Source organism: Acidimicrobiales bacterium, from assembly GCA_016716005.1.
In the GTDB taxonomy this organism is placed as follows: domain Bacteria; phylum Actinomycetota; class Acidimicrobiia; order Acidimicrobiales; family JADJXE01; genus JADJXE01.
Window position 1 is genome coordinate 602608 of sequence record JADJXE010000001.1, and the last position, 19609, is coordinate 622216.

Below are 19609 nucleotides of genomic sequence, written 5' to 3' on the forward strand. Positions count from 1 at the left end.
TCAGCCCAGACGGCGCACCTCGTCGGGCACCCCGAGTGCGACGGGAGCGACCCAGATCCTGGCGTCGACGGCCGCGGCGCCCGACGCCGACACCAGCACCGGGTTCAGCTGCACCTCGGCCACCTCGGGGAGGTCGTCGGCGAGCCGGCCGAGCCGCAGCAGCAGGTCGCGCACGGCCGGCACGTCGTACGTGACCGGCCCGTCGGCCTCGAGCAGCACCGCGCCGGCCCGCGAGCCCTCGAGCAGCTCGTCGACGTCGACGTCGGTGAGCGGCACGACCGCCGACGAGGTGTCACCGATGGCGTCGGCGAAGGCGCCACCCAGGCCGAAGCTCACGACCGGACCGAACAGCCGCACGTGCCGGAGCCCGGCGAGCAGCTCCACCCCGGGGACCGCCATGCGCTGGACGATGGCTTCGGCCATGGCCGGCCCCAGCGCCTCGCTCATGCGCTGGTAGGCGCCGGCCACCTCGTCGGGGTCGTGCAGATCCAGCGCCACCCCGCCGGCCTCCGACCGGGCGACGCGCCGCAGGCCCGTGGCCTTGAGGCACACCGGGTAGCCCACGGCCTCGGCACCCGCGATCGCGTCGTCGAGCGAGGTGACCATCCTGGCGGCCGTCAGGGGGATGCCGTAGGCGTCGAGCAGGTCGGCCGCGACCGACCAGGGCAGGAGGGTGCCCGTCGGGCGGATCTCGAGCGCGTGCTCGACTGCGGCGCGGCCCCGCTCCTCGTCGACGTCGGGGAGGTCGGGCACCTCGCCCTCGGGCCGGCGGCGCCACTCGGCGTAGGTGGCGACCTTGCCCAGGGCGTGGGCGGCCATCTCCGGGAACTCGAAGCTGGGAACCGTCCGCTCACCCGAGGAGAGCGCCTGGCTCCCGTCGGCCAGGGCGAGGAAGGTGGCGACGACGGGCACCTCGCCGGAGCGGCTGGAGGCGGCGGCGAGGATGCGCGCCACCTCGTCGGCCCGGTCGGTGAGCGGCGGGGCGTGGATGGCGATCAGGGCGTCGACGTGCGGGTCGTCGAGGATCGCGGCCAGCGCCGACTCGTAGTGGTGGGGCTCGGCGACGTGCGTGAGGTCGACGGGGTTCGTGATGGTCGATCCGGGCGGCACGGCCTCGTGCAGGGCCGCGAGGGTGTGGCGGTCGAGCTCGGCCAGCACCAGCCCCGAGCCCACCGCGGCGTCGGCGGCGATCAGGCCGGGGTGGCGGGTGTTGGTGAGCACGGCGACCCGCCGGCCCCTGGGCAGGGGCTGGCCGGCCAGGATCCGCGCCACGTCGAACAGCTCCGGGATGCTGTCGACCCGTATCACGCCCGTCTGCTGGAACAGCGGCTCCACCGCGCCGGCGGCGACGGCTGCGCCGCGCGGCTCGCCCGCCGCCGCCCGCTGCAACCCGCTCTTCACGGCCACGATCGGCTTGCGACGCGAGATCCGGCGGGCGATGCGGCTGAACTTCCGCGGGTTCCCGAACGACTCCGTGTACACCAGCACCACGTCGGTGTGCTCGTCGTCCTCCCAGTACTGGAGGAGGTCGTTGCCGCTCACGTCGGCCCGGTTGCCGATGGCGACGAACGTGGAGATCCCCACGCCCAGCTGCGTCGCCAGCCGGAGGATCGCGATGCCGAGCGGCCCCGACTGGGCCGCGATGGCGACCCGTCCCGGCAGGACGCCCAACGGGGCGAAGCTGGCGTGCATCGACACGCTGGGCGCGGTGTTGATCACGCCCATGCTGGCCGGGCCGATGAGGCGCATTCCCAGCCGGCGCGACAGCTCCACCAGGTCGCGTTCGGCCTCCACCCCTGCCGGCCCGGCCTCGCCGAAGCCTGCCGAGATCACCAGCAGCCCCTGCACCCGCTTGCGGGCACACTGCTCGACCACCGGCGCGATGTCGTCGGCCGGCACGGCCACGACCGCCAGCTCGACGTCGTCGGGCACGTCGATGACGGAGGGATAGGCGCGCACCCCGGCCACGTGGGACGCGTGCGGGTTGATCGGCCACACGGTGCCGCAGAAGCCGGCCGACAGGAGGTTGCGGAGCACCTCGTTCCCGATGGTGCCCGGATGGTGGCTCGCACCGATCACGGCCACGGACGTCGGGTTGAGCAGGCGGGCCACCGACCGCGCCTCCGCCTGCTTCTCGCGCTCGCGCATGGCCGCGAGCGACTCCTCGGTGGGCTCGATGTCGAGCTTCACATCGATGATGCCCTCGTTGAACGACGTCGACGCCTCGAACCCGGCCGAGCGGAAGACCCCCAGCATCTTGCGGTTCTGGGGGAGCGTCTCGGCCGTGAAGCGGTGGATCCCCCGCTGACGGGCGATGGCGGCCAGGTGCTCGAGCAGGACCGTGGCGATCCCGCGGCCCTGGTGGACGTCGTCGACGGTGAAGGCCACCTCGGCCTCGTCGCGCCCCGGCCAGCGGTCGTAGCGGGCGACGGCCACGAGGTCGTCGCCGAGCAGGGCCACCATGGCCATCCGGTCGTCGTAGTCGACGGTGGTGAAGCGCTCGACCTCCCGGTCGGTGAGCGCCGGCCGGGGGCTGAAGAAGCGGAAGTAGATGCTCTCCGACGAGAGGCGCGAGTGCAGGGCCACCAGCCGCTCGGCGTCGTCCGGTCGGATGGGCCGCACGTGCACGGTCCCCCCGTCGGAGAGGACCACGTCGGCCTCCCACTCGGCGGGGTACGGCAGCGTCACGGTCGGACACTAACCCGCGGTCCCCGGCGCGGCGGGCCGGCTGCGGCGCCCTCCCGAGCCCCCTCCGGACCCCGGCGCGGGGCTCGGTGCCGGTCGGCCAGGAGGCCGTCGGGACCTAGATGGCCGAGAGCATCACCGCCGTCCCCACCCCGAGCGCCACCGCGGCGACGCCCAGGATCACCAGTTGGAGGGGGCGGTTCTTGAAGACGTTGGCGACGCCGCCGAAGAACAGGGTCACGGCGAAGAACACGGCGGCCAAGCCGTAGGTGTCGCCGGTGTCGCCGGCCTCCTGTCCCTCCTGGAACGCGACCTCGGACTGGGCCTGCAGGTCGGCCCCCTGCTCCCAGAAGGGGTTGACCCAGTCGGGGTTCTCCTCCACGAAGGGGCTCGTGAACTCGTCGGGGCTGTCGGCCCACCATGCGATGGCGGACGCCAGGTCGTCGGTCATGAGCGAGCCCTGGATGTACGCGGCGAGCTCCTCGTCGCCGGTGTTCACGGCCTTGCTCCACTCGAGGAAGATCTGCTCGTTGTTCGACTGGACCACGTCGCCCTGGCCGTTGAGGTCGGCGGCCAGGGTGGCCAGCTGGTTCGACTCGGTGTAGCCGCTGAGGGCCTCGCCGTCCTTGAGCGAGGCCTGGAAGGCGGTGAAGGCCGTGAGGATGGCGGCCACGCCCAGCAGCACCACCGACAGCAGCTCCACCAGGTCAGGTCCTCGATGCGCGCGGCCTTCCTGCTCGACGTCGGTCTCGGTCACGGCTCGTCCCCTCCGGTCGTGGTCGGGACTTCTAGCACGGCCGATCGGGGGCAGGCGGCCAGGTCGGGATGCGGACGGGGCGGAACCGGCCCAATTTTCATTACGGTTGCGTTGCGAATGACGCGCGTGTCACGTAACGTTACGAAGATGTTGCGAAAGTTGATCCTCCCCGTCCTGCTGCTCCTGGTGCTGGCCACCGGGTGCTCGATCGAGGACCAGATCCGGTTCCACTTCGGCAACCGGGGCGCTTCGTCGGCCGACCAGGACCGCGCCGTCAGGGTGGCCCGCTGCGAGTCCGGCCTGCAGCCGACGGCGCGCAACGGTCAGTTCACGGGTCTGTTCCAGCTCGGCCGTGCCTACCACGAGGGCCGGGCGGCCAGGCTCGGCTACACGTGGGACCACATGTGGGAAGCCGGCCCCAACATCCAAGTGGCCGCCGACCTGTGGGCCGAGGCGGGTTGGGGCCCCTGGTCCTGCGCCCGCAGCTCGTGAGGGACGTGACGAATGTTGCGATCACATTGCGCTGAGCGCGCCGACTCGCTACGGTCTCGGTCGATGACCCGTCGCCTCCTCGCCGTCGTGGCGATCCTCGTGGTGCTCGCCAGCGGTTGCGGCATCGAAGAGCAGATCCGTGTGGCCTTCTCGGTCAGGGGCGCCACGGCCGCCGACCAGGACAAGGCCGTGCACATCGCGCGGTGCGAGTCGGGCCTCGACCCGGCCGTCGCCAACGGCCAGTACACCGGGCTCTTCCAGCTCGGCCGTGCCTACCACGAGGGCCGGGCGGCCAAGCTCGGCTTCACCTGGGACCGCATGCGCGAGGCCGCCCCCAACGCCGCCGTGGCCGCGGACCTGTGGGCCGAGGTGGGCTGGAGCCCCTGGCGCGGCGCCTGCGGGATCTACTAGCCCGGACCACCCCTCACCCTTCTCGGTCGTGGCGCTCGGTCCCCGGCCTCTCCCCCCGGCGCCCTCGTGCGCGAGGCTGGAGGGCCGAGCGCCATGACCGTTCTCCCCGACCCCCCGCCGCCCGTCGAGGCCGCCCTGCTCGCCGCCGCCGTCGAGCTGGCCGAGCAGGCCGGGGCGCTGGCCCTGCGCTGGTTCCGCTCCCCTGACCTGACCGTGACGGCCAAGGGCGACGGCACCCCCGTCACCCAGGCCGACCGTGAGGCCGAGCACCTCGTCCGCAGCCAGCTCGCCCACCGGTTCCCGGCCGACACGATCCTGGGCGAGGAGGAGGGCCTGGCTGAGGGCACCAGCACCCGCCGCTGGATCCTCGACCCCGTCGACGGCACCCTCGCCTTCAGCCGGGGGGTCCCCACCTTCAGCACCCTCCTCGCCGTCCACGACGAGCACGGCCCCGCGGTCGGGGTGATCGTCCTGCCCGCGCTGGGCGAGACCGTGGCCGCCGGCCGGGGGCTCGGCTGCTCCAGCAACGGCGTGCCCGTGCAGGTGAGCGAGCGCGACGAGGTCCGGGGCAGCACGCTGTCCACCAGCGGCTTCGACCACTGGCCCGAACCAGCCCTGATCGCGGTCAGGCGCGCCGGCTGGCGGATGCGGACCTGGGGCGACGGCTGGGGGTACGCCCTCGTGGCCACCGGGCGCATCGACGCCATGGTCGACCCCGACGTGAGCCCGTGGGACCTCGCCCCCATGCCGGTGATCCTCGCCGAGGCGGGCGGTCGCTTCACCGCCGCCGACGGCCGGGACGGCATCGACAGGGGCAGCGGGGTGGCCACCAACGGCCGGCTCCACGACACCCTGCTGGCCCAGCTCGCGGGCGGGTAGCCGACGACGCCCCCACTTGGGCGCGTGCTCAGGCCACCGGTTGGTGGATGCCGTGCAGCTCGTCCCTGGGCGCCCGGCCCATCAGGTCGGCCACCACATCGGCCGGGTTCCGCCCGTCGGCGAGCACCTCCTGCACGTGGGTCGCGATCGGCATCTCCACGCCGAGCTCGTCGGCGAGGGCGAGCACGGCCGGCGCGCTCCTCACCCCCTCGGCCACCGAGCGCATCCCGGCGAGCACGTCGGCGAGCGGGCGACCCTTGCCCAGCTGCTCGCCGACGGTGCGGTTCCGGCTCTGCGGGCTCGAGCACGTGGCGATGAGGTCACCGTTGCCGGCCAGCCCCAGGAAGGTGAGGGGCTCACCGCCGAGCGCCACCCCCAGGCGGGTCAGCTCGGCCAGGCCCCGGGTGATGAGCGCCGCCTTCGAGTTGTCGCCGTAGCCGAGGCCGTGCGCCATGCCCGCAGCCAGCGCGATGACGTTCTTGAGCGCTCCCGCCGACTCGCAGCCGACGACGTCGCGGTTCGTGTACACGCGCAGGGTCGGCGACATGAAGAGGGACTGGATCGCCCTGGCCCAGATCTCGTCGCGCAGGGCGACCACCGTCGCCGTGGGCTGGCCGGCCATCACCTCGCGCGCCAGGTTCGGCCCGGTGAGCACCCCGATGCGGTCGCGGTCGTGGTCCGGCAGCACCTCGGCGATCACCTGGGTCATCCGCAGCCTCGTGCCCTGCTCGATGCCCTTGGCGATGCTCACGAGGGGCGTGCCCGGGTGGAGCAGCGGCGCGGCCTCGCCCAGCACGGCGCGCAGCCACTGCGCGGGCACGCCCAGCACCACGACCTCGGCCCCGGCCACCGCCTCCTCGAGATCGGTGGTGGCCCGCACCGCCGGCGACAGGCGGAAGCCGGGCAGGAACAGCGGGTTGGCGTGCTCCTCGTTGACGCCCTCCACCACCTCGGGCTCGCGTGCCCACAGCACGACCTCGGCCCGCGGCGTGACCAGTGACGCCAGCGTCGTGCCCCATGCCCCTGCGCCGACAACGGCGATCCGCACGGCTCCCCCCAACCAGAACCCCTGCGGCGGGCCAAGCTAGCCGACGGGCCGTCGCCGCGTCCCGGGTCGTACGATCCCCGCGTGTGTGACACCGCTGTCCTCGTCGAGGCGGACCGCGTCCTGTTCGCCAAGAACTCCGACCGCGACCCGAACGAGGCCCAGCTCCTCGAGTGGCATCCCTCGGCGGACCACCCACCGGGGAGCCGCCTGCGCTGCACGTGGATCGAGGTGCCGCAGGTGCGCCGCACCAACGCCGTGCTGCTCAGCCGCCCGTTCTGGATGTGGGGCGCGGAGATGGGGGCCAACGAGCACGGGGTCGTGATCGGCAACGAGGCCGTGTTCACCGACCAGCCCTACGCCCCGACCGGGCTCACCGGGATGGACGTCCTGCGCCTGGCCCTCGAGCGGGCCGACACCGCCGCCGCCGCGGCCGCGCTGATCACCGGTCTGATCGAGCGCCCCGGCCAGGGCGGCGGCTGCGGCCACGAGCACCGGTCGTCCAGCTACCACAACAGCTTCCTGGTGGCCGACGCCACCGAGGCCTGGGTGGTGGAGACGGCCGGTCGCCGGTGGGCGGTGGAACGGGTGACCGGGGGCGCCCGCAGCATCTCGAACGGCCTCACCATCCCCTCGTTCGCGGCCGAGCACGCCGACCGGCTCCGCGGGAGGGTGGCCGCGTGCTCGCTGCGTTGCGGGCGCACCGAGGCCGCGGCGGCGGCAGCCGACGGCCCCGCCGCCATGATGGCGCTGCTCCGCGACCATGGTCCCACCGGCCAACCCCGCTACTCACCGCTCACGGGCGGCATGGCCGCACCCTGCATGCACGCCGGCGGCCTGGTGGCGACGTCGCAGACCACGGCCTCGTGGGTCGCCGAGCTGCGCCCCGGCACGGCCCGCCACTGGGCCACCGCCACCGCCGCGCCGTGCACCGGGCTGTTCAAGCCGGTTCGCGTGGAGCAGCCGCTCGACCTCGGCCCCCCGCCCACCGACGTCGACGACGGCCGGAGCCTGTGGTGGCGCCACGAACGGCTCCACCGCCGGGTGGTGCGCAACCCGGCCGCGCTGGCCCCGCTGTTCGCGGCCGAGCGCGACGAGGTGGAGCGGGCGTGGCTCGCGGCCCCCCCGGAACCGGCCCGGGCCCTCGCCGAGGCCGACCGGCTACTGGGCCGGTGGACCGAGGCCGTCGCCGCCCACCCCACCGCCGACGTGCGGCCCGCGTGGGTGCGGCGCTACTGGGCGGTGCGCCGGCGTCGGGCCGGGCTCCCCGCCGACTGACCGGGGTGGCCCCGCCCACGGGGTAGGTTCGCCCCGTGAAGGTCGCGATCCTGAGCCGCGAGTACCCGCCCGACGTCTACGGGGGTGCGGGCGTCCACGTCGAGTACCTCTCGCGCGAGCTGGCCCACCACGCCGCCGTCCAGGTGCACTGCTGGGGGCTCGAGCGCTCGGGGCCGAGCCACAACCCGGCCGTGTTCGCCTACCGGTCCTGGGAGCGCCTCGCCGGGTCGGCGCCGTACCTCGACGCGCTGCGCGCCGTGTCGATCAACCTGGCGATGGCCGCCGGCGTGGCCGACGCCGACGTGGTCCACAGCCACACCTGGTACACCAACTTCGGCGGGCACGTGGCCAAGATGATCCACGGGATCCCCCACGTGGCCACGGTGCACAGCCTCGAGCCCCTGCGGCCCTGGAAGCGCGAGCAGCTGGCCGGGGGCTACGAGCTGTCGAGCTTCTGCGAGCAGACGGGCCTCGAGGCGGCCGACGCCGTCGTCGCGGTGTCGAGCGCGGTGCGCGACGACATCCTCGACTGCTACCCCGCCATCGCGCCTGACCGCGTCACCGTCATCCACAACGGGATCGACCACGTCGAGTGGCACCCCGACCCGGGCATCGACGCCCTCGACCGCCATGGCGTCGACGCCGACCGGCCCACGGTCATCTTCGTCGGCCGCATCACCCGCCAGAAGGGGATCCGCCACCTCCTCGACGCCGTCCGACTGCTCGACCCGGACGTGCAGGTGGTGCTCCGGGCGGGCTCGCCCGACACGCCCGAGATCGGCCAGGAGATCGCCGGCATGATCGAGGATCTCCAGGAGGAGCGGGGCAGCGTCGTGTGGATCGAGGAGATGCTGGAGCGCAAGGAGATGATCCAGCTCCTCACCCACGCCGACGTGTTCTGCTGCCCGTCGATCTACGAGCCGCTCGGCCTGGTGAACCTGGAGGCCATGGCCTGCGAGACCCCCGTCGTGGCCACCGCCGTGGGCGGCATCCCCGAGGTGGTCACCGACGGTCGGACCGGCCTGCTCGTGCCGTTCGAGCCCGCCGGCCCGGGTATGGCCGGCCCCAAGGACCCCGACGGCCTGGCGCGCGACCTGGCCGCCACCCTGACCCGGGTGCTGGACGACCCCGCGCTGGGCGGCCAGCTCGGGATCGACGGGCGGCGCCGGGTCGTCGAGCACTTCAGCTGGTCGGCGATCGCCCATCGGGTGCTCGACCTGTACGAGCGGGTCGTGCGCGGCGAGGGTCTGCCCGAGTTCGGGTAGCGAGTCGAACGGGGTGGACGTGGCCGAGGCCTCCCGGGTGCTCGGCGTCGCCGACGACGCCCCGTGGCCCGAGGTCCGCGCCGCCTACCGGCGGCTGGTGCGCGCCCATCACCCCGACGTCGCCCGGCACGCCGACGCCGGCCGCACCACGGCCCGGATCACGGCCGCCTACACCGTGCTGCGCGCCTCCCGAGACGGCCCGGGCCGCACGGAGCCCGGTGCGGGCCCGGTCGCCGGCCCGGTCGCCGAGCCTCTGGTGGCCGAGCCGCTGGTGGCCGAGGCGGACACGCTGCTCCTCGACGCGCCCCACGACGAGGCCTTCTTCGCCCTGCTGGACGGCGCCGATCGGCTCGGCGAGGTGACGTACGTCGACGCCGATGCCGGCCTGCTCGAGGTGATCGTCGAGCTGTGCGGGCTCCCGGCCGCGTCGGTGGTGATCACGCTGCAGGGCCGGGCCCAGGGGACCGAGGCCTTCGTGACCGTCGAGCCCCTCGGCGCCACGGAGGCGCCCGCGACCGCGGCGGTCGTCGCGCTGCTCGCCGAGCTCCTCGGCGGGGGCCGGTAAGGTCCGCCGGCGACGCGAGGAGGGGGAGCATGGCCGGACTGGGGCTCGTGACGGGCGGGGCACGGGGGATCGGGAGGGGCATCGCCGAGGCCCTGGTGGCCGACGGGGTGGTCAGTCGCGTCGTCGTGCTCGACCTCGACCCCGACGAGGTGCCGGGCGCCGAGGTGTACGCCTGCGACGTGACCGACGAGGACGCGGTGCGGGCCTGCGTCGACGACCTCGGCGTCGTTCCCCGGGTGCTCGTGAACAACGCCGGCGGCGGGCGCGTCGACCCGTCCCGCACCGACGTGGTGCCCTTCGACCCCTTCGGCCCGGTCGACCTGTGGCGCGACCAGATCGACCTCAACCTCACCGCGGCCCACGTGGTGACCCGGGTCGTGGGCCCGCGGCTCGAGCCGGGCGCCGCCATCTGCAACACCGCGTCGATCGCGGGCCTCGTTCCGAACCAGCTGTTCGCCTACGCCGCCGCCAAGGCCGGCCTGATCCACTGGACGCGCTGCCTGGCCCTCGCCCTCGCTCCCCGACGGATCCGCGCGAACGCCGTGGCGCCGGGCTTCATCTATACCCGGCTGTGGCAGCAGCTGCTCCCCGACAAGTCGATGTTCGACGCCATGGTGGGCGGCGCCGTGCCGATGGGCACCGAGCAGACCCCCGCAGAGATCGCGGCCACGGTGTCGTTCCTGTGCTCGGACCGCGCCGGCCAGGTCACCGGGCAGGTCGTGGCGATCGACGGCGGCAGCGCCCTCGGCCGGGCGGTGGGTTCGTGAGCGAGGCGGCGATGCGGCTCCTGGCCGTGCCGGTGAGCGCCCCGGACGGCGCCAACGTCATCCTGGGCCAGGCCCACTTCATCAAGACCGTCGACGATCTGTTCGCAGTGCTGGCCGGATCGTCGCCCCACCTCCGGTTCGGCATCGCCTTCTGCGAGGCTTCGGGCGACCGCCTGGTGCGCCGGGCGGGAAACGACCCCGAGCTGGTGCGGGCCGCGGTGGCGAACGCGCTGGCCATCGCCGCCGGCCACTCCTTCGTGGTCCTGCTCGCCGACGGCTACCCGGTGAACGTGCTGAACGCGGTGAAGCAGGTGCCCGAGGTGTGCCGGGTCTACTGCGCCACCGCCAACCCCCTGCAGGTGCTGGTGGCCGAGAACGAGTCGGGCCGGGGGATCGTCGGCGTCATCGACGGCCAGCCGCCCCTGGGCGAGGAGACCGACGCCGACGTGGCCGACCGCCACGAGCTGCTCCGCCGGATCGGCTACACCCCATGAGCGGGCCCGCCCGCCGTCACGGGGGGCCGAAGGGCTCGTAGCCGGGCGCCACCTCCGGCCACGGCCGCCGCCGCTCCCACGCCTGTGCCAGGCCGAGGGCCAGCCCGTCGGCGAAGCGGGGCGCCACGATCTGCAGGCCGAACGGCACGCCGTCAGCGTCGCGGCCGAGGGGCACGCTCACCGCCGGGTGGCCCGTGAAGTTCAGGTCGTTGGTGTTGACCGCCACCGCCGGGTCGTCGACCACCGAGCCGACGCTGGTGGGGAGCGGCCCCTCGGGGCCCCAGCTGGTGACGTTCACGGTGGGGACGACCAGCACGGCGTCGGCGCCGAGCAGGTCGTCGAAGCGGGCCGACACCTCGTGGCGCCGTCGCTCGGCCGCGATGTAGTCGGTCGCGCCGACCGCGGCGCCGTAGTCGAGCACGAAGGCGAGCGATGCCTCGAACGACGGCCACTGGTCGCGCACGTCGAGGAGGCTCTGCGCCAGCTCGGCCGCGCTCATCACGAACCAGGCCTCTGCCACCGACGAGTCCGACGGCGGTTCGACGCGCTCCACCGGGAACCCGACCCCGGCCAGCTCGTCGAGGGCCTCCTCGAAGGCCGCCTCGATCACCGGGTCGACGCCGGCACGGAAGCTGCGACACGCCAGCACCCGGGCCGGCGCGGACGGGGCGAGGGCCACGCCGGCCCGGGGCAGGCCGAGGTAGTCGCCGACGGCAGGCCCGAGCACGACCTCGGCCTGCGCCAGCACGTCGTCGACGCTCGCGGCGGTCACCCCCTGCGTGGAGAAGTGGATCCAGCGGGGTAGCACGTTGCGCCCGATGGCCCCCATCGAGGGCTTGTACCCCACCAGCCCGCAGCAGCTGGCCGGTATCCGCACGGAGCCGCCACCGTCGGAGGTGGTGGCGAGGGGCGCGAACCCGGCGGCCAGGGCGGCAGCCGAGCCCCCGCTCGACCCCCCCGGGGAGCGGTCGAGGTTCCAGGGGTTGCAGGTGGCGCCGTAGAGCCGGTTGGTCGTGAACCCCGCGTGCCCGAACGCCGGGCTGTTCGTCCGGCCCACCACGATGGCGCCGGCCGCCCGGAGCCGGGCCACGGCGACGTCGTCGACGGTGTCGGGGGCAGCACCGGCGAACAGCGGCGACCCCATGGTGGTGACCGAGCCCTTGCACCGCGCCATGTCCTTGACGAGCAGCGGCAGGCCGGCCAGCGGCCCGTCCCGCCCCGACGAGGCGCGAGCCTCGGCCCGCGCCTCGTCGGGGCGGACCGAGATCACCGCGTTGAGCGCGCCGTTGCCGGCCTCGATGCGCCGGAGGCTCTCCTCGACCAGCTCGACCGGCTCGACCCGCCCGCCCCGCACTGCGGCCGCCAGCTCTGTCAGCATCCGTCCCCCCCGAGGGCTCTCGTCGGCCCGACCGTAGCGGGCGCGCCGCCTCACATCGCCGGGTGACGGGCCGACAGGACGTGCATGCGCCGGGCCGCCGCCGTCCTGGCCCTGCTGATCGTGCTCGGGGCCGCCACCCCCTGCGCCGCCGCGCCCGGTGCCGGGCTGCCCGCCGGGGCCGAGCCGCACCGGGCGATCCGGCGCGACCTCCCGGGCGCGCGCCGCCAGCTGGCCGACGCCGAGGCCGCCCTGGCCGCCACCCTCGCCCGACGCGACGCCGCGACCGCCCGCATCGCCGAGCTGGACGTGCAGCGGGAGGGGCTCGACGAGGAGCGCCGCCAGGCCATCGACCGGCTCCGCGACGCGCGGGCCACCCTCGCCAGCCGGGCGGCCGCCGCCTACGTGCGTGGCCCGACGACCGCCCTCGAGCTCCTCGTCACCGCCGACAGCCCCACCGAGCTGGCCAGCCGGGCCGAGCTGGTGCGGGGTGCCCTGGACGGCGACCGGGCCGCCGTCGACGCCTACCGCGCGGCCCGCCAGGCCGTCACCGCCGACCTGGCCGACGTGGTCCTGGCGCGCGACGCGGCCGAGCGCGAGGCCGCCGGGGCTGCGGCCGAGCTCCCCGCGGCCGAGCGCCGGGTCGGCGGGGCGCGGCTCACCCTCCTGGTCTTCGAGGCCGGCGGCGAGGTGGCCGTCACCGGCTTCGTGTTCCCGGTGGCACCGCCGTACCACCCGTTCGTCGACGACTTCGGCGCCCCCCGGATGGCGGGCACCGAGCAGGCGCACACCCACGAAGGCACCGACATCGGCGCTCCGGGCGGCACGGCGCTGGTGGCCGCGGAGCGGGGGGTGGTGCGCCCCGGCGGCGGCCCGCTCGGAGGCATCGAGCTCTGGCTCGACGGCGAGAGCGGCACCCGGTACCTGTACGCCCACCTGTCGGGCTACGCCGTGGGGATCGCGGCCGGCACCGCCGTCGAGGCCGGCGAGGTGGTGGGCTTCGTGGGCGACACCGGCAACGCCGCCGGGCAGCCCCACCTGCACTTCGAGGTGCACCCCGGCGGCGGCGCGCCGGTGAACCCCTATCCGCTGCTCTCGGTGGCCGACGCCGTCGGCCGGCTCCCCACGCCGGTCACAGCTGGGTGACCCGCCCCTCCTCGGCCGGCAGGGGGGGCACCTCGCCCAGAAGGGGAACCGGGCCGATGTCGCTCACGGCCATCGGCTGCAGCACGCGCTGGAGGAACGACCGCGTGCGCTCGTCCTGCGGCTCGCCCAGCACCTGCTCGGGCGGCCCCTCCTCCACCACCACGCCGCCGTCCATGAACACCACGCGGTCGGCCACCTCGCGGGCGAACCCCATCTCGTGGGTGACGACGAGCATGGTCATGCCGTCGGTGGCGAGGCGGCGCATCACGCCGAGCACGCCGCCGACCAGCTCGGGGTCGAGCGCGCTGGTGGCCTCGTCGAACAGCATCATGTCGGGGTTCATGGCCAGCGCCCGGGCGATGGCCACCCGCTGCTGCTGGCCGCCCGAGAGGCGGATCGGGTGCTCGTCGATCTTCTCGGCCAGCCCCACGCGGGCGAGCATCTCCTCGGCCACGGCGTCGGCCTCGGCCTTCGAGCGCTTGAGCACGCGCCGTTGGGCGACCGTGAGGTTGCCTCGCACCGTGAGGTGCGGGAACAGGTTGAACAGCTGGAACACCATGCCGATGCGCCGGCGGACGCCATCGACGTCGCAGTCGGGGTCGGTGATGTCGATCCCCTCGACGAGGATCCGGCCCGCGGTGGGCTCCTCGAGGCGGTTCACGCACCGCAGCAGCGTCGACTTGCCCGAACCGGAGCGGCCCACGATGCAGACGACCTCGCCGCGACGCACCTCGAGGTCGACGCCCTTCAGCACCTCGAGCGCGCCGAAGTACTTGTGCAGGCCTTCGATGCGGATGGCGGGCTCGGCCATCGAGACGAGGGGCGGGTTCGAGGTCATGGCTCCTCCGGAGCGGGCCTACCGGGCCCGGCGGGACCGCTTCTCCAGGTACCCCGCCAGGCGGGTGAGCGGCACGGTCAGCACGAGGTAGACGACTCCCACGACGATGAGCGGCGTGGCGTTGGCGTACGTGTTGACCGCGCTCCGGCCGAACCGGGTGAGCTCGAGGGTAGCGGCCGTGACGCCCAGCACCGAGATCAGCGAGGTGTCCTTCAGCAGGGCCACGAACTCGTTGGTGAGCGGCGGGATGATCACCCGGAAGGCCTGCGGGATCACGATGGTGACCATGGCCCGGACGTGGCTCATCCCGAGCGAGCGGGCCGCCTCCATCTGGCCTTTGGGTATGGCCTCGATGCCCGCGCGGATCGTCTCGGCCAGGTAGGCGCCGTAGACGACCGAGAGGGCCAACGCCCCCGGCCCGTAGATCCCCGGGACCCGCACGCCGAGGGCGATGGGCAGCCCGAAGCCGATGAGCACGATGGTGACCAGTGCGGGGATCCCCCGGAACACCTCGATGTAGCCCGCCGCGAACCAGCGGTACGGCTTGGCCGACGAGAGCCGCATGAGGGCGAGGAGCAGCCCGAGGAGCAGGGCGCCCACGAAGCCGAGGGTGGTGAAGATGAGTGTGTTCTTGGCCGCGACGGTGAGGACGTCGGGGAACAGCTGCTTGGCGATGTCCCAGTCGAACAGGGCGTCGTAGAGACGACCCCAGTCGACGCTGAGCGCGGTGACGGCGAGGAGGGCGAGCGTGGCCGCGTACACGCCCCACCGCACGAGGCGGGATCGCTGCCGTCGGGTCAGGGCCACCTCGGTCGCCCCACGCCGCTCTGTGCCCCCCACACGCGGCGTGGGGGACCCGTGCGGGTCCCCCAGCGCCGGTGGGTTGCAGCCCGGTCACCCGGGCTGGCTGCCCCTACTCGCCGATCCACGTCCCCCCCGGGTCCGCCTGTCCTACTGCGGGGCCTCGCCGAACCACTCGCTGAACACCTCGTCGTACTCGCCGCTGTCGCGCACCTCCGCGAGGCGGGTGTTGATCACGTCGATCAGCGCGGTGTTGTCCAGCGAGGCGCCGAAGCCGTACTGCTCGCCGGTGGTGAACGTCTCGGTGACGACGAACTGGTCGTCCTGGGTGGCCCGGTAGGCGTTCACCGGGAAGTCCTGGAGGATCGCTGCGACGTCGCCGCTCTCGAGGGCGAGGAACATGGCCGCGGCCTCGTCGAAGCTCTTGACCTCGGCGCCCTCCGGGGCGTTCTCCTGGGCGTAGGCCTCGCCGGTGGTGCCGGTCTGCACCGCGATCACGGCGCCGGCCAGGCTGTCGAGCGTCGCGTAGGTGTCCTGGTCGTCGACCCGCACCAGCAGCGACTGGTCGGCGTCGAAGTACGGGTCGGAGAAGAGGGCCGCGGCCTGGCGCTCGGGCGTGATGGTCATCGCCGACCCGACCAGGTCGCAGGTGCCCGCGGCAGGCTGCAGCCAGATCCCGTCGAACGGGGTCACGGTGGGAGCCAGCTCGAGGTCGAGCGGCGCGATCAGCACCCGGAGCAGCTCCATGTCGAAGCCCGTCTGCTCGCCGTCGTCACCCTCGAACTCGAAGGGTGGGTAGGGAGAGTCGGTGCACACGGTGAGCTCGCCGTCGCTGACGAGGGTCACCCCGTCGAGCGTGGCGGCCGTCTCTCCGCCGGCCGCCGCGGTGGTGTCCGACGACGCCGCGGTGGTGTCGGTGGAGCCGCTGTCGTCATCGTCGTCGCCGCACGCGGTAGCGGCGACGCCGAGCGTGAGCACCAGCAGCAGGGCCATCCAGGAACGGGTTCGACGCACCTCGGGTCCTCCTCAGGAGCACGGTCGGGGCAGCATACGGGCGCGGCGTCGGTTCGGTCGAGACCGACGGGCCACCGAAACGCAGGGTTCACGGACGAGCCAGGCACCTCGTGCCGGCACGCCTGTGCCGGCACGCCGCCGATCCGGGGGCCGGCGCGAGGCGGGTTCTGCGCCCGCTCGACCACCCTGGCGGTGGCGAACCTGCCCGAGAACGCTCGAAGGGGGCGCCCGCAGCCGCGGATCGCTGACCGATCCGCGCTACGTGCGAGGCGTCCCCACGACCACGGTGTGCAGCACCGCCGACGCCTTCGACCGGTTGTGCCAGGTGTGGCGGTTGCCCGTCACCACGGCCACGTCGCCGGCGCGGAGCAGGGTGCTGACCCCGTCGTCGACCTCGAGCCACACCTCGCCGGAGACGACGACGTTGTAGTCGACCGTGTCCGTGGCGTGGACGCCCGGGTGCTCGGCGTCCATCCGGTCCCCGAGGCCGGGCAGGGCCTCGGCCATCTGGCCGACCAGGTCGTCGGGTGTGGCACCCGGCGCCAGCCCGCCGGTGTCGGGGGGGATCACCACGACGGTGTAGCGAGTGCCACCGGGGCCTGGCACGAACGACGTCATCGCCGGCGTGGGGTCGTCGGCACCCGGCACCGCCGTCATGCCGGCGTCGGTGGCCCAGACGACGGTGCTGGAGAACCCGGGCCACGCGGGCACGCTGGCGACCCGGGGCGGTGGGCCGTCGCTCACGACCACCGAGGTGCCCTCGGGCGAGTCGCCGGTGACGACCCGGCGCACCTGCCGGGGCGCGCCGGCGGGCCGAAGCCGTGCCGGCCACCCCGCGACCGCGTCCAGCAGCCCCCGCACGAACCCCCCGCCGGTTCCGCTCTCCTGCGCCACCGCGCCACCTCCCACCGTGGTGCCGGTCGTCCGGCCCGGCTCCACTGTGACCACGTCGAGGCGGGCGGGCAAGCCGACCGACGAGCCAGACTGGCCGGGTGAGCGTCGCCGGCACCGTCTCCGTCGTGCTGTTCGTGGCGGGCGCGACCGTGCTGCTCGTGGGCGCGCTCGTCGGCGCCGACGACAACCTGCCCGACCGCTCCCGGCGGATCGCGTGGCGCGTCAGCCTGATCGGCCTGGTCCCCCTGGGGCTGGGCCTGGTGGGCGCCGTGGCCGCCGCCGTCGCCGGCTGAGCGGTGGGCGACCCCTTGCCGGGCCCCGGTAGCATGCCGCGCCCGATCGCACCGATCCCCACGACTGCGAGGACACCGCCGATGGCCATCCGCGCCCGCCTGACGACCGCCGAGGAGCTGGCCGCCCGCCAGCGGGAGGAGCAGGGCCGCGCCGGCCCCGGCCCGGGCGGCGCCACCCAGCACTCCGAGGAGGAGAAGGCCAAGCGCAAGGAGCGGGTCGCGGCGGCAAAGGACGCCCTCAAGCGGTCGGCCAACCTCAAGGGCGAGCACGTCGCCCCGGCCAGGGCCGCGCTCAAGGAGTACCTCCAGCACCTGAACGACCGCCACCAGCCGAACGACGACGTCTTCCAGGCCCTCATCGAGGGGCCCTTCCGCGCGCCGCCCAAGGACAAGCGCGACCGCCGGCCGTTCGGCGGCCCCGGCGGCCCCGGCGGCCCCGGCGGGCGTGGCGGCCCCGGCGGCCCGGGCGGCCCCGGCGGGCGTGGCGGCCCCGGCGGCCCGACTGGCCCCGGCGCCCCGAACGCCGGCCGCGGCCGGCCGTGACCGAGGGGGCGGGCGAGCCCATCTGGATCGTCGACGACGCCCCCAGCCATCGCTTCCCGCTGTACACGCGGGGGAACGTGGGCGAGGTCTTCCCCACGGTCGTGAGCCCGCTCACCTGGTCGCTGTTCGGGGAGATGGCCGAGCTGGGGTGGCGGGACGCGTTCACCCGATTCGGGGTGCTCGTGCCAGCCGACGTGGCCGGCGAGCGCATGCTGCTGCTCGGCGTGTTCGGCGGCTACGCGTACCTGAACGCGTCCTACATCCGGGTGCTCGCGGTGCGGACACCCGGCATGACCGTCGCCGACCTGGACCGGCAGTTCTTCGGCGAGTCGGAGGCGCCGCCCTACGTGCCCCGCCCCGGCGACCGCCACCTGCTGGCCTCGCTGCGCGTGGGCGCCACCCTCGCGCGCACCCTCCTGGCTCGCACCCTCCCCGATCTGGACGCCGACAAGCAGTGGGTGGGCTCGTGGATGCGGCACCTCCCCGACCCTGCCGGAGCCTCCGACCGCGACCTGCTGGCGATCCTCAACGGCTTCCGTCCGATGTTCCGGCAGCTGTTCGGGCGGCACGTCCTCATGACCTTCCAGGGCCAGATCGGGCCCGGTCTCCTCGCGTCGCTGTGCACGGGGAGGCTGGGGGATCCGACCCTGCCCACGACCCTCCTCGCCGGCATCGGTGACGTCGAGTCGGCGGCGCCGTCGGTGGCGCTCTGGGACCTCGGCCGCCTGGTGGCCGCCAGCCCCGTGCTCACGGGGCTGTTCGACCGCGGCCTGGACGGGCTGGGCCTGCGCCTGGCCGCCGCCACCGGCGGCGCCGCCGAGCAGTTCCGAGCCGGCTTCGCGGCCTTCATCGCCGAGCACGGGTGCCGAGGCCCCAACGAGTGGGAGGGGGCCGCAGCGGTGTGGGCCACCCACCCGGCGACGGCGCTCGCCGCCATCGACCGGCTCCGGGGCGCCGACCCCGGCCACGACCCGCGCCGCCAGCAGGAGCGCCTGCGGCTCCGGCGGGTGGCAGCCACCGACGCCGCCCGAGCCGCCCTCCGAGCGCCCCAGCGCCTGCAGCTCGACCTGGCCCTGCGGTCCGCCCAGCTGTTCTCGCAGGGCCGCGAGCGGAGCAAGACGACCGTGATCCGGGCCCTGCACGCCGTCCGCCTGGCTCAGCGCGAGCTCGCCCGTCGCGGTCGCGACCGGGGCGGACCCGACGATCTCACCGATCTGTGGCTGCTCACCATCGGCGAGCTGCCCGCGTACCTGGCCGACCCGGCGTCGTTCGCCGAAGTGCTCGACGCCCGCCGGGCCACACGCGACCGCCTGCGCGGGCTCGAACCGCCCTTCGTCGTCGACGGGCAGGTCCCCCCGATCGAGCGCTGGGCGCGCCGTGCCACCCAGGCGACGGTCGTCCACGCCGGCACCACCCTGCTCGGCATCAGCGGCTGCCCCGGCATCGCGCGCGGCCGGGCCCGCGTGGTGCTCGACCCCGCAGACCCCCGGGGCCTCGGCCCCGGCGAGGTGCTGGTGGCTCCCATCACCGACCCCTCGTGGACGCCGCTGTTCCTGGCCGCCGACGCGGTGGTCGTCGACGTCGGCGCCCAGCTCAGCCACGCCGTGATCGTGAGCCGGGAGCTCGGGATCCCGTGCGTGGTCAGCGTCACGGACGCTACCCGCTCGATCCCCGACGGGGCCCTGGTGGAGGTCGACGGCGATCGCGGGCAGGTGCGGGTGCTGTCGGTCTAGGGATCGGGGCGAGCCGGCGGTGGCTCCACGTCCAGGCCGGCCCCGGCAAGGTCGCGGAGCAGGGTGACCCGCTCGGTCGGCGCCAGCGGCACGCGCTCCGGGGCGTCGACCTCGAGCATCTCGGCCGCGAGGACCAACCGCTCGTCCAGCCGGCGCGACACGTCCCGCAGCTGCTCGTCCCGCTGTGGGACCAGGTCCGGGAGCGCGGCCACGACCGCCAGCTCCCGACGAAGATCGCGCAGCTCCGCCGCCAGGCGCTCGATCGGCGGGTAGGGGTCCACACGGCCAGTCTCCCGCGCGGTCGCACGCAGGTGCGGGAGGCGACTACTGTCGA

At 74.5% G+C, this 19609-nt stretch carries 21 protein-coding genes; 12 read left to right on the plus strand and 9 right to left on the minus strand.

Annotated elements, in window-relative coordinates:
• Both IPM45_02950 and IPM45_02955 read right to left on the minus strand, forming a co-directional pair.
• Complete coding sequence (locus IPM45_02950) at positions 1 to 2688, minus strand: GNAT family N-acetyltransferase (GenBank protein ID MBK9178528.1); 2688 nt, start codon at positions 2686 to 2688, stop codon at positions 1 to 3.
• Positions 2689 to 2803: 115 nt separating this feature from the next.
• Positions 2804 to 3442, minus strand: coding sequence for a hypothetical protein (locus IPM45_02955; GenBank protein ID MBK9178529.1), 639 nt, complete (start codon positions 3440 to 3442; stop codon positions 2804 to 2806).
• Between the two features lie 147 nt (positions 3443 to 3589).
• Between IPM45_02955 and IPM45_02960 the strand changes: the two genes are divergently transcribed.
• From IPM45_02960 to IPM45_02970, 3 genes are all read left to right on the plus strand, one after another.
• Complete coding sequence (locus IPM45_02960) at positions 3590 to 3934, plus strand: hypothetical protein (protein ID MBK9178530.1); 345 nt, start codon at positions 3590 to 3592, stop codon at positions 3932 to 3934.
• Positions 3935 to 3997: 63 nt separating this feature from the next.
• Positions 3998 to 4345: a hypothetical protein gene (locus IPM45_02965; protein MBK9178531.1), complete on the plus strand. Its 348-nt coding sequence runs from the start codon at positions 3998 to 4000 to the stop codon at positions 4343 to 4345.
• A 93-nt stretch (positions 4346 to 4438) separates the two neighbouring features.
• Entirely contained in the window at positions 4439 to 5224 is a 786-nt protein-coding gene (locus IPM45_02970; GenBank protein ID MBK9178532.1) for a hypothetical protein, read from the plus strand.
• 28 nt (positions 5225 to 5252) lie between these two features.
• Here the strand turns inward: IPM45_02970 and IPM45_02975 are convergent, their stop codons facing one another.
• The gene (locus IPM45_02975; protein MBK9178533.1) at positions 5253 to 6284 is read right to left on the minus strand and encodes an NAD(P)-dependent glycerol-3-phosphate dehydrogenase; all 1032 of its coding nucleotides are present in this window, start codon (positions 6282 to 6284) and stop codon (positions 5253 to 5255) included.
• A gap of 69 nt (positions 6285 to 6353) precedes the next feature.
• On the opposite strand from IPM45_02975, the gene IPM45_02980 reads away from it, so the two are divergent.
• From IPM45_02980 to IPM45_03000, 5 genes are read left to right on the plus strand one after another with little or no spacing between them, the layout of a single operon-like run.
• A complete protein-coding gene (locus IPM45_02980; GenBank protein ID MBK9178534.1) occupies positions 6354 to 7547 on the plus strand; it encodes a C69 family dipeptidase in 1194 nt (397 codons plus the stop codon).
• Positions 7548 to 7582: 35 nt separating this feature from the next.
• On the plus strand, positions 7583 to 8812 hold the full coding sequence (glgA, locus tag IPM45_02985) for a glycogen synthase (GenBank protein MBK9178535.1): 1230 nt from the start codon (positions 7583 to 7585) through the stop codon (positions 8810 to 8812).
• Positions 8813 to 8831: 19 nt separating this feature from the next.
• Positions 8832 to 9377 carry a DnaJ domain-containing protein gene (locus tag IPM45_02990; protein MBK9178536.1) on the plus strand — a complete coding sequence of 182 codons (546 nt, stop codon included), beginning with the start codon at positions 8832 to 8834 and terminating at the stop codon, positions 9375 to 9377.
• Positions 9378 to 9406: 29 nt separating this feature from the next.
• Positions 9407 to 10144, plus strand: coding sequence for an SDR family oxidoreductase (locus IPM45_02995; protein ID MBK9178537.1), 738 nt, complete (start codon positions 9407 to 9409; stop codon positions 10142 to 10144).
• Positions 10145 to 10155: 11 nt separating this feature from the next.
• Entirely contained in the window at positions 10156 to 10638 is a 483-nt protein-coding gene (locus IPM45_03000; GenBank protein MBK9178538.1) for an adenosine-specific kinase, read from the plus strand.
• A gap of 16 nt (positions 10639 to 10654) precedes the next feature.
• On the opposite strand, the gene IPM45_03005 is transcribed toward IPM45_03000, so the two are convergent.
• Complete coding sequence (locus tag IPM45_03005; protein ID MBK9178539.1) at positions 10655 to 12016, minus strand: amidase; 1362 nt, start codon at positions 12014 to 12016, stop codon at positions 10655 to 10657.
• Between the two features lie 84 nt (positions 12017 to 12100).
• On the opposite strand from IPM45_03005, the gene IPM45_03010 reads away from it, so the two are divergent.
• Complete coding sequence (locus tag IPM45_03010) at positions 12101 to 13159, plus strand: M23 family metallopeptidase (GenBank protein ID MBK9178540.1); 1059 nt, start codon at positions 12101 to 12103, stop codon at positions 13157 to 13159.
• On the opposite strand, the gene IPM45_03015 is transcribed toward IPM45_03010, so the two are convergent.
• The 4 genes from IPM45_03015 to IPM45_03030 form a co-directional block, all read right to left on the minus strand.
• Complete coding sequence (locus tag IPM45_03015) at positions 13146 to 13970, minus strand: amino acid ABC transporter ATP-binding protein (protein ID MBK9178541.1); 825 nt, start codon at positions 13968 to 13970, stop codon at positions 13146 to 13148. The genes IPM45_03010 and IPM45_03015 overlap by 14 nt on opposite strands.
• Positions 13971 to 14015: 45 nt before the next feature.
• Positions 14016 to 14804, minus strand: coding sequence for an amino acid ABC transporter permease (locus IPM45_03020; GenBank protein ID MBK9178542.1), 789 nt, complete (start codon positions 14802 to 14804; stop codon positions 14016 to 14018).
• A gap of 144 nt (positions 14805 to 14948) precedes the next feature.
• Positions 14949 to 15812 (minus strand): transporter substrate-binding domain-containing protein, encoded by an 864-nt coding sequence (locus IPM45_03025; protein MBK9178543.1) that lies wholly within the window; start codon positions 15810 to 15812, stop codon positions 14949 to 14951.
• A gap of 258 nt (positions 15813 to 16070) precedes the next feature.
• Positions 16071 to 16778 (minus strand): cupin domain-containing protein, encoded by a 708-nt coding sequence (locus IPM45_03030; protein MBK9178544.1) that lies wholly within the window; start codon positions 16776 to 16778, stop codon positions 16071 to 16073.
• A gap of 26 nt (positions 16779 to 16804) precedes the next feature.
• On the opposite strand from IPM45_03030, the gene IPM45_03035 reads away from it, so the two are divergent.
• The 3 genes from IPM45_03035 to IPM45_03045 all read left to right on the plus strand — a co-directional run bounded on the left by IPM45_03035 (position 16805) and on the right by IPM45_03045 (position 19275).
• Entirely contained in the window at positions 16805 to 16999 is a 195-nt protein-coding gene (locus IPM45_03035) for a hypothetical protein (protein MBK9178545.1), read from the plus strand.
• Between the two features lie 81 nt (positions 17000 to 17080).
• The gene (locus IPM45_03040) at positions 17081 to 17542 is read left to right on the plus strand and encodes a hypothetical protein (protein MBK9178546.1); all 462 of its coding nucleotides are present in this window, start codon (positions 17081 to 17083) and stop codon (positions 17540 to 17542) included.
• The gene (locus IPM45_03045) at positions 17539 to 19275 is read left to right on the plus strand and encodes a phosphoenolpyruvate-utilizing protein (protein MBK9178547.1); all 1737 of its coding nucleotides are present in this window, start codon (positions 17539 to 17541) and stop codon (positions 19273 to 19275) included. The genes IPM45_03040 and IPM45_03045 overlap by 4 nt, the downstream gene beginning before the upstream one ends.
• Here IPM45_03045 and IPM45_03050 read toward each other — a convergent pair.
• Positions 19272 to 19556, minus strand: a complete 285-nt coding sequence (locus IPM45_03050; GenBank protein ID MBK9178548.1) for a hypothetical protein — start codon at positions 19554 to 19556, stop codon at positions 19272 to 19274. The genes IPM45_03045 and IPM45_03050 overlap by 4 nt on opposite strands.
• Between the last annotated feature and the right edge of the window lie 53 nt (positions 19557 to 19609).